Origin of the sequence: Paenibacillus vandeheii (genome assembly GCF_030433635.1) — a bacterium.
Lineage (GTDB): Bacteria > Bacillota > Bacilli > Paenibacillales > Paenibacillaceae > Paenibacillus > Paenibacillus vandeheii.
Window position 1 is genome coordinate 245,296 of sequence record NZ_JAROCD010000004.1, and the last position, 17,165, is coordinate 262,460.

Sequence of the window (17,165 nt, forward strand, 5' to 3'; positions counted from 1 at the left end):
CTCCTATTTATGTTGAATATTACGCTTGTTCAGCTCCTCCAGCTTGGCAGCCAGTGTTCGGCAGATTTCCTCCAGCGGCCCAGGCTGGCAAAGATCCTTGTGACGGCAAGCGATATCATGACGTTCCAACTGGCCTCCGATGTACGCATTCCACATTTCCGGTTCAATCGGGTCGAACCAATCCGGAATAATGGTGGAACGGAAGAAGATCAGATCCCCCTCGAATCGGGATGGCGTGTAGGCTCCCAGGATCCGTACGGAGTTTTCATAGGTCTTCCGCAGCTTCATGATCGTCTCCTCATCCAAACTCGCCAACGCACTGCCCTCACTGCGCAGTATGCGCATAGCTGTTGCCATATCCAGCGGCCCATCCCCGATGCTGTCCGGATCATAACCGCCCAGTGCAAGCAATGCGGTTAAGGCTTCTTCCTCATCCGGTTCTCCACGAATCGGCAGATAATGGCTCGGATACGCATCCAGCATGGCGAGGAACTCAACTTCTTCGCCTTCGGATTGCAGCTGCACCGCCATAGCCTGCGCAACGTTGCCCCCAAGAGACCAGCCCAGCAGACGGTAAGGTCCTTCAGGCTGTATCAAGCGGATATGACGGATGTAATCTGCTGTCATATCTTCCAGTGTGGACGGAAGTTCCTCAACCTCGGCAATGCCTCTGGCCTGTAACCCATAGAGCGGATACTCCATGCCCAGATGTTTCATCAGCCCGGCATAACACCAGCTAAGTCCTCCTGCTGGATGGACACAGAATAGGGGCAGATGCTGTCCATGTGTTCTGAGCGGCAACAGCACCTGAAGCGAGCTTTTTCCGGATTCGGAATCCATCTCCAATCGCTCTGCCAGTCCCGCTACGGTAGCTGTCTCGAATAAAATGCCGATTCCCGGCTCCCGCCCCATAGCCTCACGGATACGGCTCATCAGGCGCACAGCCAGCAGCGAATGCCCACCCAGTTCGAAGAAACTGTCGTCAATACTCACACTCCGCATGCCCAATACTTCGGCAAACAAATCACAGAGTATCTCCTCCTGCGGGTTGCGCGGCGCTCTGCCACCTGTCGTTAATTGCATCTCCGGTGCGGGGAGTGCCTTGCGATCCAGCTTGCCATTAGGTGTTAGTGGCAGACTCTCCATCGCTACAACCGCAGATGGAACCATATAATCCGGAAGGCTGGCAGACGCATGACGACGCAAAGCAGCCGATTCCGTTACCGTTCCTGTAACCGAAGCCTGAACAATATAAGCTACAAGACGCTTATCCCCCGGCTGGTCTTCACGGACGATTACGGCAGCCTGGGCCACGCTTGCATGCCTTGCCAGCACCGCTTCAATCTCGCCAAGCTCAATACGGAACCCCCGTATTTTCACCTGCTGATCCGCCCGTCCCAAATAATCGAGCGAGCCATCATGCAGACGCTTCGCCAAGTCTCCTGTCCGGTACATGCGAGTTCCTGCTGGACCGTATGGATCAGCAACGAATCGCTCAGCTGTAAGATCAGGTCGATTCCAATACCCACGGGCCAGACCTGCTCCGGCTACATACATCTCTCCGGTTACTCCTGTCGGTACAGGCTCCAGATGATCATCCAGCACGTATACCCGAAGATCCGGTATGGCGCACCCAATCCAGCTGCTCGCTCCTTCGGTTGAACTGCCTGCATGCAGTTCCTGGTAGCTGACATGAACCGTCGTCTCGGTGATGCCATACATATTGATGAGTTTTGGGGCATTATCAGCATGCCGTTCATACCAGTCATCCAGGCGGCCAAGCTCCAGTGCCTCGCCTCCAAAAATGACATAACGGAGTGCAAGCTGCTGCCCCCAGGCCGGATTTTCCCGGTCCGCCTGCATGAGTTGGTAGAATGCGGATGGCGTCTGGTTCAATACGGTTACCTTTTGCTCAGCGAGCAATTGCAGGAACGCTCCCGGCGAACGGCTGATCTCATGGGGAACAACGACTAAACGCCCTCCATGCAGCAGTGGTCCCCAGATTTCCCAGACGGAAAAATCAAATGCATAGGAATGGAACAGAGTCCACACGTCGCTTGCATCAAAATGGAACCAGTGCTGCGTAGCATCCAACAAACGGATGACATTCGCATGCGGAATAACGACCCCTTTGGGCTTGCCTGTCGAACCCGAGGTATAAATCATGTAAGCCGGACTCCGAGGTGTTACACGCCCATTGCGTTCACTATCCGCTGGGTTTCGATCATCCAGCAACTCCAATTGCTGCAGGATATGCGGATCGTCCATATTAATACACTGAATATTCGCTACCTGCGGAAGCATGGCGTACACCTCTGTACTCGTTACCATCACGTTCGGTGCTGCGTCTGTCAGCATATGTGTCAATCGGTCTGCCGGATAATTCGGGTCCAGCGGCAGATAGGCAGCGCCTGCTTTTAGCACAGCGAGAATGCCCACAACCATCTCAACGGAGCGAGGCAAGGCCAGCGCTACCATTTGTTCCGGTCCCACGCCTTGAGCGATCAGTAATCTGGCAAGCTGGTTGGCTCTTGCATTAAGCTCCCTGTAATTTATGGTGATATCCTCGCAGGTCAAGGCAGTCGCAACAGGTTGGGCTGCTGCTTGTATTTCAAAACGCTCAGCTATAGTCAAATGCGCATCTTCACTTAGCGTAAAGGACCATTCTTGTTCAAGCTGCGCCTGCTCTGTCGGAGTCACGACATGGAATCTGCTGATCCGTTCATCCATCTGCAGCACTGCATCCTCGAGCACCTGCATCAACCGGACCACGAGTTCGCCTGCGGTAGATTCCCGGAAGAGATCCGCACTATATTCCAGCACACCTTCAATTCCGCCTGGAGATCCGTTATGCTCACGCAGCTCTGTCAGCTCGAGCGTCAGATCAAATTTGGATGAACCCACACCATGCATGCGGGTTTCCGCTGTAACACCTGGCAATTCAAGACGAATATCCGGTGTATTTTGCAGCACAAGCATCACTTGGAAGAGTGGATGTTTGGAACGGGAACGCGGCGGATTCAATACTTCAACCAATCGTTCAAAAGGCAGATCCTGATGTTCATATGCAGCCAGATCGACTTCCCGTACACGGGCCAACAGTTCGCGGAATGTTGGATCACCCGAAGTGTCGGTACGCAGCACAAGGGTGTTAATGAACATGCCTACGACTTCATCCAGTGCATCATCGCTCCGTCCGGCAATTGGCGTTCCGATCGCGATATCCGTTCCTGCCCCCATTCGGGTAAGCAGCAAGGACAGTGCCGAGTGCAGCACCATGAACAGGCTGACTTTATTCTCACGTGCAGTTACCATCAGTTGCTCATGCAGACGTTGGCTAATCGTAAAAGGAACTGACCCGCCGCGGTAACTGGAAACGACTGGACGGGCATAGTCAGTAGGGAACGTAACCTGCTCCGGTAAATGGGCCAGCTGGTTAGTCCAGAATTCCATCTGCCTTGCAACCAGACTGTCCTGCTGCTTCTCATCCCCCAGCAATCTTTCCTGCCATACCGCATAGTCGGCATATTGAATGCGAAGCGGCTCCCAAGCAGGCGCAGAACCCCGCAGGCGTGCCGTGTAAGCCTCTGACAGATCCCGGATGAGCGGCGACAATGACCACCCATCTCCGGCAATATGATGGAGCAGCAACAGCAGCACATGCTCATCTGTCCCGATTCTGAATAATTCGGCGCGGATGCCCGGTTCAGTGGAGAGCTGGAAGCTGTAGCGTGACGCTTCTGTCAGAAGCTCGGGAAGCTCCTGCTCGGTAGCAGCACTTACCTTCAATTTCACTTTGACGTCAGCGGCATTCAGAATATGCTGGCTCGCAGAACCAAGTTCAGGCGGATACAACGTTCGTAATGTTTCATGACGGTCTACAATATCCTGCAGAGCGTTCTCCAGAGCATCCGTATCCAGCTTCCCGGTCAAGCGGGCAACCAGCGGAATATTATACGTCGGATTGGCACCCTCTAGACAATACATGAACCACAATCTCCGCTGGGCAAAGGAAAGCGGAAGCTCACCCTGACGTGGAACAGGCTGAATAACAGGTCTCACCGATTTCGCCTGATTCAATCGTTTGGCCAGTCCTGCTGCGGTTGGAGCTTCAAATACACTGCCAATGGTCAGATCTGCACCGAACACATCGCGGATACGTGCTGTAATTCGCCCGGCCAGCAGGGAGTGTCCACCCAGTTCAAAGAAATCATCGTCAATGCCCACACGACCAACACCTAGAATCTCAGCGAACAGACTGCACAACATTTCCTCCTGTGGTGTGCGTGCCTCCCGCCCATTGGCATTTGACAGTAAAGTAGGCACAGGGAGCCGTTTGCGATCGATCTTTTTATTCGGTGTCAGCGGCATCTCGGGCAGCAGCATGAATGCAGCAGGCACCATGTAATCCGGCAGTGCATCTGACACGTATGCTCTTAATTCTGCCAGATCCATACGATTCTCGAGTTCAGACTCTGCTACTACATACGCGGCCAGCCGCTGGTTTCCCGGTTGGTCTTCGCGAGCCATGACCGTGACCTGAGCTACCCCAGAATATCTGGAGATGACCGATTCAATCTCGCCCAGTTCAATCCGGAAGCCTCTTATTTTGATCTGGTGATCTGCCCGTCCTAAATAATCGATGGAACCATCCGGCAACCATTTCGCCAAATCCCCTGTACGATACATCCGACTGCCTGGCTGACCAAAGGGATTGGCTACAAAGCGTTCTGCGGTCAGATCAGGTCTGCCCAAATACCCACGCGCAAGCCCCTCGCCTGCGATATACAGTTCCCCTGCTACGCCCGGAGGGACTGGCTTCAGGCCTTGATCCAGCACATATAACTGCGTGTTGCGAACTGGCCCACCAATTGACGGTTTCCCTGTCGCCCCTGAATCCAGTGATGCAGCCGTGGAATAGATGGTCGTCTCGGTTGGACCGTACTGATTATTGACGTGACATCCCAGCTCCTGCAAAGAAAGCTTCAGTTCCTCCGTCAACGCCTCTCCTCCGGTAATCACGGTTAGCCCGTCGAATCGCCCCGGACGACTCGTCACCAAAGACTGCCATAACGTAGGCGTAGCCTGCATGATGGTTGTCCCCTGCTCTCTCATCTTCGCAGCCAGAGCTGCCGGATCAAGAATCGTCTCTTTGCGCGCAATATCCAGCCGGGCACCTGTCGTAAGCGGCAGGAATACTTCCAGTACGGAGATGTCAAAAGCAATCGTGGTCACCGACAGCCAGTGGTCGTGTGGACCCACTTGTAATCTCGTCTTCATATCCTCAAGCAGATTTGCCAGCCCCAAATGGGTTACGGCTACACCTTTGGGTTTACCCGTGGAACCTGAGGTGTAGATAATATATGAAGGATTGAGCAGAGAAGCTTCACTTGTAAGGTCATCAGCTTCGGGATTACTTCCAGGCTGGCGGCTCACTGACATAGCCGTACTCGATTCATCCATTACCATAATCGGCACACTGTTCATGGTCGGCAGATTGGAAGCCTGGTTCATCACCGTCACTACACAAGCAGGCTTGGCATCCTCCAACATGTAGATCAGCCGGTCTTCGGGATAGTCAGGGTCAAGTGGCAGATAGGCGGCCCCCGTTTTGTGGATAGCCACAATCGCAATGATCACTTCCAGTGAACGTAGCAGAGCGATGGCTATCATCTGTTCCGGCCCTGCCTGATATCGTTGTATCAATTCATGAGCCAACTTATTCGCCCGTTCATTCAGCTCCGCATACGTCAGGGATTCCCCTTCGAATGTCAGTGCCGTTGCTGAAGGCGTGCGGCGGACCTGCTGTTCAAACAGTGCTGCCGAATTGCTGCCGCCCGTCACCTCTCCTTTTCCATTCCATGTAACCAATACTCGCTCACGTTCGGCAGGGAGCAGCACTTCAAGATTTCCAACCGTTTCCGTCTCCATCCCTTCCTGTATCACCTGGTTTAGAAGCTGCATATAACGCAACTGATGGTTCAGCAGTTCGGAATCACTGTAGATGGACGGATTAGCATCAAAATCAATACTCAGCCCATGACCATGACCCTGGTCCACGACATGAATGGACAGATCGTCCACCGGACCAGTGGACAGGTTGTGAATCATGCCGCTCTGCCCCGCAAAGTTCAATTCATGGTGGAATGGCATCACATTAATCATGGGTCCGAACAGACGACGATTCTCTCCAAGCAGCTTGAGATCACGCCGCAGATCCTGATGCCGATAACGCTGATGCTTGCGTACCGCCCGAATCTCCTGCACAACCTGTTTCAGCAGCTCTGACACGTTCATAGCCGAATCAACGTGGAGACGCAGCGGAAGCACGTTCATGACCATACCCGGAACCCGCAGGGATGTTGATCCCAACCGGCACATTACGGGCAGAGCCAGCACAACATCGGTCGCTCCTGTCATCCGGTGTACGTAGATGGCAGTTGCCGCTATGAACAGATCCGGCCAGGTCACACCGAACCTTGCCGCTGCCGCCTGCATTTGCTCGCGCTGCGGCGGGGTAAGCAGACCGCTCTGACGCAGGAAATAGGTAGATGTTCGTGGAGCCCGTTCACCCAGACTGACAACATCCGGTTCGTCTGCGTATCGTTCCATCCAGAACTGACGATCCTGTTCTTTGTCTACTGAGGCATGATAAGCCTCGTCTTCCTGAAGTACGGCAGTCAACGAGCCGAACGACGCTGCTTGCTGTGCTTGATCTGCTGCTTCTCCTCTTACACTTGCGGAGTATAGGCTGGCTACCCTGCGGGTAATCAGCGAAACGCCATATCCGTCAATCGCAATATGATGAACACGCTGGTACCAGTAATAACACTCATGGCTCACCTGGAACAATGCCTCCGTGAAAAGTGGGCCTGTCGCCAGGTTGACGGGATGGGCCAGATCCCTTTTCATCCAAGCCAGTGCTGCTGCATGGGGCTCCGCTTCCTTGCTCACGTCGAGGACATGGAATGCCCAATGATCATTTTTGCTGTTCACAGACTGCCACGGACCTTGGTCATTTTCGCCATAAACCATATTCAGCGATTCTGCTTCCGAAACGGTCTGTCGCACACTCTCTTCGAATCGTCTGGCGTCTACGTTGCCCTGAATGACCACATACTCGGCGGTATTGTACATCGGATTGTCCGGATTCAACTGCTGAGCGAACCAGATACCGGACTGGGCAGAAGACAGGGGCCAAGCCGTGTTCCGACTATGCGACGTATGCACGGCCCCGCTCAAAAGTAGTCTCCGTTCGGGAGCACTTTCGTATAGGCCTTATCCAGCAACGCTGCCCATGCAGCCAATGTAGGCAGTTCCGCCAGATCCACAAAAGTTACCCCCGCTCCTTCCACACGAAAGCGCTCAGCCAGACTCATAATACGAATGGAATCCATTCCCCAGTTCTGAATCAGGTCATCATGCTCCCCAATATTCGCAGGCTGCTCCTGCAGCATCTCTCCAACCTGATTTCTCAATGCTTCCAGCGTCGCTTGGTTCACGCTATCACGACTATTCTGGGGCTTCTCGGTTGCAGATGCCGTTTGCTGCTCAGTCTCTGAACCAGCCACATGAGCGGGTGTAGCATAGGATTGTTCACCTTGCTCACCTGCCTCGGACGTTACGGCTCCTCCAATTCCGCCTGTGGAAGAATCATTTAACGATTCAAGAAGACGCTCGGTTGTCAATGTCACAGCACACCGTTCTGATGCATACGTCAGAGCCATGCGATGTTTTTCCGCCGAAAAATCAGCCACTGCATCCGCAACCAGAAACGCCTGAATATCTCTCATAAAGGCTTCGCAAGAGGTCATCAGACATCCGATATGAGCATAAATGCCGCAGACGATCAGTTGATCGCGACCATGCTGCTGCATCAGTTCAAACAATTCTGTCTTTTGGAAGGCGCTGTATCGCCATTTGGTCATGAAGGTATCTTGCGGAGCGGGTGTGAGTGCTTCAATGATTTCTTTTTGCACAGGTCCTCCATCAATCCCCACGCCCCAAAAATCCAGCTGTAGTCCGCGCTGCTCCGGTGTCTGTCCACCCGGTTGTGCGGAGTAGACCACCGGAATGCCAAGCTCATGACACTTCGAACGAAGTTGTGAAATATGATCGATTAGCTCCACCACAGGGGACTGCCCTGCCGTAAAAGCGTTCATAAAATATTGCTGCATATCGTGAATCAGGAGTACCGAGCGCTTCGCATCCGGCGTCCACGTTACCTTGTTGACGGGAAGCTCCGACTCTACAGGCATTGCATAGGGTTGAATCTTTGGAAGTGCCATGAATATCCCTCTTTTCAGCTTTATTTATTACAATCATGTTCATCGTTGTACTGTAATGTTATCTATAAGAAATCACGATCAGGATATGGGCTGTTTAGTTGTAATCATCTCGCGCAGCGCTTTTTTGCTGACCTTGCCAACTTGAGTTTTGGGAAAAGACTGCACAAACTCAATCCGATCCGGTATTTTATAGCTCGCCAGGCCCCGATTACGCAGAAAAGATTTGACTTCGGCAGCTGACGGAGCTTCACCGCTCGGCACGATAAATGCACAGGAACGCTCACCCAGATATTCATCCGGCATGGATACCAACGCGGCATCATGTACGGCAGGATGGGCCAGCAAATGATTTTCCACTTCCTCGGCAGCCACTTTGTCACCACCGCGATTAATCTGGTCCTTCGCCCGTCCTTCCACAACGAGGTATCCATCTTCAGTAAGACTCGCAATATCTCCGGTTCGGTAGAAACCATCCGTGGTAAACGATCTGGCATTATGTTCATCGGCCTTGTAATAACCACGAATCGTGTAAGGACCTCGCGTTAGTAAATGTCCCGATTGTCCCTGTTCCACCTCAACATCCTCGTCATCCACGATTCGCACTTCGTCATACGGAGACATCGGCTTGCCCTGAGTGTTAACAATGACATCCAAATGATCATCCAGACGGGTGTAATTCACCAGACCCTCCGCCATGCCGAACACTTGCTGCAAGGTACAGCCCAGGACGGGTTGGACACGTGCAGCCACCTCGGCGCTGAATTTGGCTCCGCCAACTTGAAGCACCTCAAGTGAGGGCAGCTTAGTCCCCCGGGTAGCCGCCGCGTTCAACCATATGAGTGCGAGTGGTGGTACAAGAGCCGTAATGGTCACCTGATGACGCATAATGAGTGGAAAAGCTTCATCCGGACTGGACCCGCGTGACAGCACAATGGTTCCACCCGCGTACAGCGTGCCCAGGAAGCCGGGTGAGCTCATTGGATAGTTATGTGCTATAGGCAGCACCGCCAGATAGACACTCTCCGGGCTAAGCCCGCAGACCTCCACACTTCTCCGCAAACTGTAGATGTAGTCATCATGGGTGCGGGGAATCATTTTGGACAGCCCGGTACTTCCACCAGACAACTGTAGAAAAGCAACGTCGGAAGAAACCGGCTCATTGGGCAGTTTGATCGGGTCTGCATAGACCTCTTCCAGAGCCATGAACTGCCCAGCTTCTCCCGCTACCAATACATGCCGAAGTCCTGGCACCTCTGCCTGAACCTCTTCTGCCAGCGTACGGTAATCAAATCCGCCATCCTGATCAGGTATTACATAAGCTACGGCCTCAGAGAACCGGGCAAAATACGTGATTTCGCTCTTCCGGTGCAAGGGTAATGCGTATACAGGCAGTGCACCGATGCGGAATAAAGCAAAACATACCTCGATAAACGCCGTGATATTGGGCAGCTGGATAATCACGCGATCATGCTGCCGTATTCCCTTGGCATATAAACCGGCGGCCAGACGATCCACCCGGTCGTTCAGCTCCGCATAGGTTAATTGCTGTTCTCCGCTGATAATGGCTACTCGATTGCCATATAGATCAGCACGCTGGCGGAGCATTTCTCCAAACGTAATTCCTTCCCAACAGCCCTCCTGACGATATCGGTCGGCAACTTCCTCAGGCCAGGCCTGAAATCCTGACAGCATCACTCATTCCTCCTTCATACTGGACACAGTTGAATCCAAACCCATGGCGAGCAGCATTGTTCTGAACTTCGCTGAGGTCTCTGCCAGCTCCGCTTCTGCTGTAGAACCTGCTACAATCCCCGCTCCAGCAAACAGTTTAAGTATTTTGCCCTCCACTTCCGCACATCGGATCGTTACAGCCCACTCGCCATCACCGTCACTGTCACACCAGCCCACCATACCGGTGAATAATCCCCGTTCGAATGGCTCCTGTTCCCTAATGGCTTCCCGAGCGACCTGTACAGGTGTTCCACAGATTGCGGGTGTAGGATGAAGGGCAAACGCAAGTTCCAGTGATGATGTGTTAACATCAGCAAGCTGCCCGTGAATTTCCGTAGATAAGTGCCACATGGTCCGTGTCTGGATTAAGGAAGGCTCTGCCGGGACTATTAGCTGCTTGCACAGCGGACGCAGTGCCTCTGCCACAGCCTCGATGACTACGGCATGTTCATGGCGATCTTTGGCGGAAGCCAGCAGCGCTTCTGCACAGCGGCGGTCCTCCGCAGGATCCTCACTCCGGGCAGCAGACCCGGCAAGTGGATTGGCTCTCACTTTGGATCCTTTTCGTGTAACCAGTAATTCGGGACTTGCTCCGATATATGTCCGATGGGTTTCTTTTTCCATCTCAATGGTATCTCGTTTATCCGTTGTTATATTACCTTTTGATGGAGAGAGCTTCGTCATTGGAACAGCAAATGTATATCCGTGTGTGTTATCCCTGAACAAATTACGGAGTAACTGATGTGTGTCCACAAAGCTCTGTGAAGTCACATGCAGTGTACGGGATAACACAACTTTGTGGAGAATGCCTTGATTCAGTTTAACCAAAACGTTGTTTACGCTTTGTTGATATACTGCTCCGTCAGGCACTTCACGCACCTCACACCCCACTGCGGCCGGATGCTTCTCCACCAATGCCCTCGAATCCGGGGATAGAGGTTCAGCCCATTGGATCTTCTCTGGTACGAATAGCTCCGCAGAAGAATGAATGGGATCGAATGGAATGGCGCCGACCACAATCGGTTTCGTTTGGCCCAAGGCTCTCGCCTTCTCCATCAGCTGTTCCATCCGTTTAATAAAAAGCTGCGTTTCTTCATTACGCTTTTGTTCGGTAACACTTACCGCGCCTGTGGAAACCCGTGTATTCGCCTCCGATACTTCCATGGCAGACCATCGAATCTGTTCCCCTTGAGCTAACAGGGTATGTTGCGGTGAAGACCAGAAAAAGGACGTCCCGTCCCGATATTGTTCCAGAAGGTGTAAGGCGGAAGTTGCAGCAACCGTACCCGCTTTTGACATGATTATCATCTCCTTATCTTGATTCAGGCACCTAACGTGGCGCCTCCGTCCACACACAAGTTATGCATCGTAATATGTCTAGCCTGATCCGATACCAAAAAAAGCACACTATCCGCGATATCCGATGGCAACGCCAGTCTGTTCAGAGGAATGCCCAGACGGTATGCCTGTGGGGAACCCGCGATAACTGCCTCTGCTCCCTGTTCATCTGCCCACAATGCACGCTGCATATCCGTATCCGTGGAACCTGGAGATACGATATTACAGCGGATATGGTCTGAGGCGTATTCAAGCGCCAAACATTTGGTGAACATGGTTGAAGCTGCTTTGGAGGCCACGTAGGCGGACATGTGCATCCGGGGCACACCTGAAGCGTTAGAACCCACAGTAACGATCGCTCCCGATTGACGTTCGGCCATGTTTCGTACCACAGCACGTGACATGTAAAATACACCATGCGTATTCACGTCAAAAGTCCTTGTCCATTCTTCATCACGGAGTTCACTCACAGCCCCCGTGTACAGTACACCCGCTGCATTCACCAGAATGCCAATGGGACCTAATGTCATCTCAATACGCCGCACTGCATCTTCGACGGATTGATGATTGGATATATCAACAGGACAGGCTGCTGCCTGATGTCCCTGATTTCGCAGTTCCGTGACCAACTGGTCCAACTGATCTTCACGTATATCAACGGCAGCAACAATAGCTCCCTGCTGGGCAAGCAATCTCGTCACGGCTTCACCTATCCCTTGCGCAGCACCGGTAACCACGGCCACTTTTCCATGAATTCCTGTGTAACTCACTCCTGTTCCTCCCTTGCATTACTGCTCCCTCTCCTGTTTGAGAGATATGTTATCCTGCTGAACCCGATTGGATTATTCGTAAATCTGTAACATTTCTATCCATCTGTCTCTCGCCCAATCTCCCCAGACCTCTGATTGAAAAATGCTGTCGGCTCTTTCCTCCTATGACTCCGGGCTGCAGGCAAACCGCATCGTCCGACTAATCAGAAACGGCAATACCGATACATGGTTTTCTTCTTCGAACTCGGTATATTTAATGTCCAGACCCGGCTGCTTCAGCGCGGATAACCGTTCTGTAAGACTCGAAGCTTTATCATTGTTGCGCGCAGGATGCGTCTTCTCCTGTTCACCCATGCCAATCCACACCTTAACGTTGACGGGATGTTGCTCTAGCCGTGCGACAAATTCCTGTTCCTCTGCCTGCATGACGGTCTGATTCCAGTGAAGTGAAGGGCTGCCCGCAATGTAATAGCGGAAGGCTTCCGGTTTTTTGAACAGCGTGTGCAGCACGAACAATCCACCAAGAGAATGTCCAAAAATGGCCTGTCTGTTCCGATCAATCCGGAACTGCTGCTCCATATCCGGCTTCAGCTCTTCTTCAATAAACTGCAAGAACTCATCCGCCCCACCCTGTTCCGGCAAAGGTGTTCCATCCGACTTCTGGGTATATTCCGTTGTGGCCTGCGGGGTAAAGTCATAATATCGGTGCGGCGAAAAAGGGCCCGACGTTGGATATCCAATGCCAACAACAATAGCCGGAAGTGCTCCGGTCTTCTCCGGTCTGCGCCCCTGTACACGAACGGCTTCCACCATCGTTCCAAAAACAGAGTTGGCATCCAGCAGATAGATCACCGGATATCCCGAAGGCGGTGGCGCTTCTGCTGGTTGGAACACCATAATCTGATAGGCATGATTGCCGTTGCGTGATTTCATGGTCCACTGTTCGGCACGTGGAATCTGTACGGTACTGCGTGCGATATGTTCAAGGGTACGAGATGCGGGTTGATTGGGCTGAAACGTCATTACGGATGGTTCCTCCTCGTTGTTCTGCGTATATAAGTTGAATACTGAACTACACATACACTCCGCCGTCAGAATAACCTTCCAATCGCTGTTATCTCCAGATTTCCTCTATCCCCTCTCACAAAGGGAGAAATCCGGAGATAAAGGCGAACGCTTCGCTTCTCCAGGTTTTTTCTGACTTCTCCGTTTCTGTGTAGTTCATAAACTCAACTTATACTGTTATGTTTAATAATATTATTGAAATGTATGAGATTGATTCTCATTACCAATTATAAAAGAGTCAATCCGGCTGTCCCATGGACGATATCCAGAAATGATTTTGATTATCTCCATATTTCCACATTTCTGTAACTGACTTGGTTACCCATGAAATTAAAAAAACTCCCTCACGGTATACCTGAAACACTGGAATTTGTCCGGTTTCTGGTATTCCGCGGGGAGCTACAGTTCTCATATTACGATCAATACATATGGATGAATTCCCTCGATTATTGCGTTAACGCCTTCAACGTGTCGTCAATGACATGACCATAAGCAATCAATCCGCCGCCCAGCCACGGAGCTGGCTCCACGGCGTACACATGTCCGGCTTTCACTGCAGGCATGCTATTCCATACTTTGGTATCCGTCATTTCCTTCATGCTCCCTGGACCCTGTTCCACGGTGAAAATAAAGTCGGCATCAATCTCAGGCAATACCTCAGTCGATACTGTTGCGCTGTTCTCCGTTTGCACCAGTGCGGGCTTGCCAAGTCCCAATTGCTGATAAACCACATAACCGCTGAAATAGTTACCGCCCATCATGCTGATCCCCCGAGGAGCAAAACGAATAATGGCTGCTTTCTTGCCCTCGGTCACTTTTGCGAGCTTGGCTTTCGCGTCATCTACCTTCGCATGGTACGTCTCGATGGCTTTTTCAGCCTCAGCCGTTTTGCCCAGCAAATCGCCGATTACCTGCAAAGACTTCTCTACATCACCCGAAGCATTCGTGAATACGTAGGTTGGTGCAATTTTGGAATAACTCTCATATACACCGTTCTCGGCATATTGGGCCGTGTGTAAAATAATGAAATCCGGATTATACGCCATCAGCGCTTCTGGAGAAGGCAGCCCACTGGAGAAATCGAGGGTTGGTATGCCGCTCAGTTGATCCTGGAGATAAACATGCCCTTGCGTTCCACTTGCCCATTGGGCTACCGGCTTGACACCCAGTGTCAGCAGAGAGTCTTCCAGATACGGTGCAAAGACACGCTCTGCATGCTCAGGAACGATGACATCATGTCCCAGATCGTCTTTTACCGTTCGTTCACCTGTGGTTTCTACCTGTGCCTCTTCTGCCACAGACGTTCCAGATGATGCTGTGGTCGATGCCTCCGTCGTTGCCTGCTCTTTCTGTGCTTCTCCCGCATTTTCTGATGCTGAGCCACAGGCAGACAGCAGACCCGTAATCAATATCAGTACGAGCATGGCCGAGATACCGGCGCTACGAAATGGACGAACGGAACGGAATCCGTTATCTTTTTTCTGTTTAAACATGACATATCCCCCTTGATAAACATTCTCATTTAGATAGATGGATTATATGTCATGTAGCCCGGGAATCACCATGGACGTTATCCAGATATACATTTGGACAATATCCCGTGAAAATCAGCAAAGCTTCATCCAGCATGCGCATCACACCTACGGCAGAGTAATCAAACCAGGGATCACCTGTAATCAGATGGATCTGATATTGCCTTACTGCTTTAAGCTGACGCCATACGGGTGAATGCTGCAGACTGAGCCAGTATGCTCGCGAAGCGGCCTCAGGGCACACCATAACGAGAATTCGATCCGGATTTAGTGCAGCCAGTTGTTCTAATGTTAAACATGTGTTGGCCTGAACATCGGGGAAGGTCTCCAGTTGTAAACCATTATTGTACAAGACCTCTTCAATGCCCGGATTCCGATACAGATAAAGGTGCTGACCGTACACCCGGACAACGATGACCTTCTCCCTGCCCACCTTCTGCTGCACGGAATTCCGCGCCTTCTCAACTCGCTGATTGTATACACCAATCCACTGCTCTGCCTGTTCTTCCCGCTCCAGAAAAGCAGCGATCATACGTAACTGCGCACGCCAATCCAAGTGATGCTTCGGTACAAAACAACAAGGTGCAATCTCGGCCAGCTTGGCCTGATCCTGATCACTGATCTGATCCGTACCCACAACAGCGTCCGGCCGGATATGAATCAGTCTTTCCACGTTGGCTTCAAATCTCAAGCTGGTATACGGGTCTGTCAGTCTCAAGTGTGACTGAATCTCGGTACGGTGCGCGTTATAATAATAAGCGGTCCATTTGGGATCGATCGGCGCAGCGACAGGCATGACATTAAGCGCCAGTAGCTGTCCAATGATGCTGGAGGAGCAGGTGGCGATGCGTTTTCTTGCATTTTTGGCATAATCCGAAGGAGATACGCCCACTTCCTTTTTAAATTTGCGGCTAAAATAATACTCATCGCTATAGCCTACTCTCAGCGCGATTTCACGAAGTTTGTACCCTGTTTCTTTCAGATATCGTTTGGCACGATTGATGCGAAGATCAGTCAGATATTCCATTGCACTCTGTCCATAGGTTTTCTTGAACAGATCCACGAAATATTTCGCACTGATATTGGCTTTGTGGGCGAGATCCGCAATAGACAATGGTTCATCATAGTGCTCGTCCATATATCCTTTTACCTTGGCAAGATCCGTCTTGGGACTGCGGCCGGTAACGGGCAAGTACGCAGAGGTCTGCGAATCATTTTCCAGTAACATAAGGCCACTCCTTTCGATCTGCTTGATCGGTTTGATATGAAATGTACAGTGCAATAAAGCCGGCACTATATCAGCTTAACGAAAATGATAATCATTATCAATTAAAATATCACATTCTTTTCCATTCAGTCAATCCATATATGGAAGAAAGCGCACAGTTCGGTGTTAAGACTATCCACTACACGTCGAAAAAGCTAACTGCGTGTTTGAGCACGAGTTAGCTTTTGATGACGAATTGCATGATTAGGTTTGAAAAGGTTGAAGCGAATTAATCCCGGCTCCGCAGCTTGCTGAGCAGACGAATAATTTCAATATACAGCCATACCAGTGTAACCATTAATCCAAATGCACCGTACCACTCCATATATTTCGGAGCACCGTTGTCGGCACCACTTTCAATAAAATCAAAATCAAGTACCAGATTCAGCGCCGCCACAATAACGATGACAACAGAAATACCGATGCCGATCAGACTGTTATCATGCAGATAGGGAACGGTAATTCCGAAGAAACCAAGCACGAAACTGAGGAGATACATGATCATGATGCCTCCGGTTGCGGCCACAACCCCCAGCTTGAAGTTCTCCGTAGCTTTGATCAGTCTTGTCTTATATGCCATCAACAGAGCAATAAAGACCGCCATGGTCAGCAAAGCTGCTTGCAGCGTGATACCATTATACAAATACTCATACGAGGCCGAGAGTGCACCCAGGAACATCCCTTCTGCCACCGCATAAATTGGCACAAGGTAAGGCGCAGCCACAGGTTTAAATGAGATAATCAGGGCCAGAATGAATCCGGCAATGGCCCCTCCGATTGCAAGAGGAAGCACTTCCTGCCCATTGAAAAACATCATCCAAGATGCAAATGCACTGCCCAGCAGGATCACCAGCGTAATAAACGCCTTGTTTACCGTGCCGTTAATCGTCATACTACTCTGATAGCGATCATCTCCATATCCTCTGGAGTCTTCAAACGTACTATCTTTGAGTGTGGGGTTACCGCTACGACCGATCAAAACAATCACCTCTTCTATGTATTTGGTTCATCCTGTAATACCATCTCTACGTTCTACATTGACAATTCTACGAATTACATATCAGAAAAATTCTAAATCTTTCAAGCAGACCTGGGATGCAATCCGCAGATCACATCCTTGTCTGTTAACGCAAGGTATAGGCTATATGTCCCAAACTTTACGGAGTATGCTTCA

Annotated in this window: 9 protein-coding genes; all 9 read right to left on the bottom strand. The window is 51.2% G+C overall.

Annotation, left to right across the window (positions count from 1 at the left end; all coding sequences use genetic code 11):
• Positions 1 to 3 precede the first annotated feature (3 nt).
• Positions 4 to 7,242, bottom strand: coding sequence for an amino acid adenylation domain-containing protein (locus tag P5G61_RS09135; RefSeq protein WP_301246168.1), 7,239 nt, complete (start codon positions 7,240 to 7,242; stop codon positions 4 to 6).
• A complete protein-coding gene (locus tag P5G61_RS09140; RefSeq protein ID WP_301246169.1) occupies positions 7,239 to 8,288 on the bottom strand; it encodes an isochorismatase family protein in 1,050 nt (349 codons plus the stop codon). Before P5G61_RS09140 ends, P5G61_RS09135 begins: the two co-directional genes overlap by 4 nt.
• A 78-nt stretch (positions 8,289 to 8,366) precedes the next feature.
• On the bottom strand, positions 8,367 to 9,980 hold the full coding sequence (locus tag P5G61_RS09145) for a (2,3-dihydroxybenzoyl)adenylate synthase (protein WP_301246170.1): 1,614 nt from the start codon (positions 9,978 to 9,980) through the stop codon (positions 8,367 to 8,369).
• A 3-nt stretch (positions 9,981 to 9,983) separates the two neighbouring features.
• Complete coding sequence (gene dhbC, locus P5G61_RS09150) at positions 9,984 to 11,318, bottom strand: isochorismate synthase DhbC (protein WP_301246171.1); 1,335 nt, start codon at positions 11,316 to 11,318, stop codon at positions 9,984 to 9,986.
• Between the two features lie 23 nt (positions 11,319 to 11,341).
• Positions 11,342 to 12,127, bottom strand: a complete 786-nt coding sequence (locus tag P5G61_RS09155) for a 2,3-dihydro-2,3-dihydroxybenzoate dehydrogenase (RefSeq protein ID WP_301246172.1) — start codon at positions 12,125 to 12,127, stop codon at positions 11,342 to 11,344.
• A gap of 162 nt (positions 12,128 to 12,289) precedes the next feature.
• Complete coding sequence (locus P5G61_RS09160; RefSeq protein ID WP_301246173.1) at positions 12,290 to 13,150, bottom strand: alpha/beta hydrolase; 861 nt, start codon at positions 13,148 to 13,150, stop codon at positions 12,290 to 12,292.
• A 488-nt stretch (positions 13,151 to 13,638) separates the two neighbouring features.
• A complete protein-coding gene (locus tag P5G61_RS09165; protein ID WP_079348150.1) occupies positions 13,639 to 14,685 on the bottom strand; it encodes an ABC transporter substrate-binding protein in 1,047 nt (348 codons plus the stop codon).
• 49 nt (positions 14,686 to 14,734) lie between these two features.
• Positions 14,735 to 15,952: a helix-turn-helix domain-containing protein gene (locus P5G61_RS09170; protein WP_301246174.1), complete on the bottom strand. Its 1,218-nt coding sequence runs from the start codon at positions 15,950 to 15,952 to the stop codon at positions 14,735 to 14,737.
• 268 nt (positions 15,953 to 16,220) lie between these two features.
• On the bottom strand, positions 16,221 to 16,970 hold the full coding sequence (locus tag P5G61_RS09175) for a Bax inhibitor-1/YccA family protein (protein WP_024629701.1): 750 nt from the start codon (positions 16,968 to 16,970) through the stop codon (positions 16,221 to 16,223).
• Positions 16,971 to 17,165 lie beyond the last annotated feature (195 nt).

Coding starts and splice junctions, on each gene's coding strand:
- P5G61_RS09165 (WP_079348150.1), bottom strand. CDS start 14,685: ATGTTTAAACAGAAAAAAGATAACGGATTCCGTTCCGTTCGTCCATTT.
- dhbC (WP_301246171.1), bottom strand. CDS start 11,318: ATGTCAAAAGCGGGTACGGTTGCTGCAACTTCCGCCTTACACCTTCTG.
- P5G61_RS09140 (WP_301246169.1), bottom strand. CDS start 8,288: ATGGCACTTCCAAAGATTCAACCCTATGCAATGCCTGTAGAGTCGGAG.
- P5G61_RS09170 (WP_301246174.1), bottom strand. CDS start 15,952: ATGTTACTGGAAAATGATTCGCAGACCTCTGCGTACTTGCCCGTTACC.
- P5G61_RS09160 (WP_301246173.1), bottom strand. CDS start 13,150: ATGACGTTTCAGCCCAATCAACCCGCATCTCGTACCCTTGAACATATC.
- P5G61_RS09145 (WP_301246170.1), bottom strand. CDS start 9,980: ATGCTGTCAGGATTTCAGGCCTGGCCTGAGGAAGTTGCCGACCGATAT.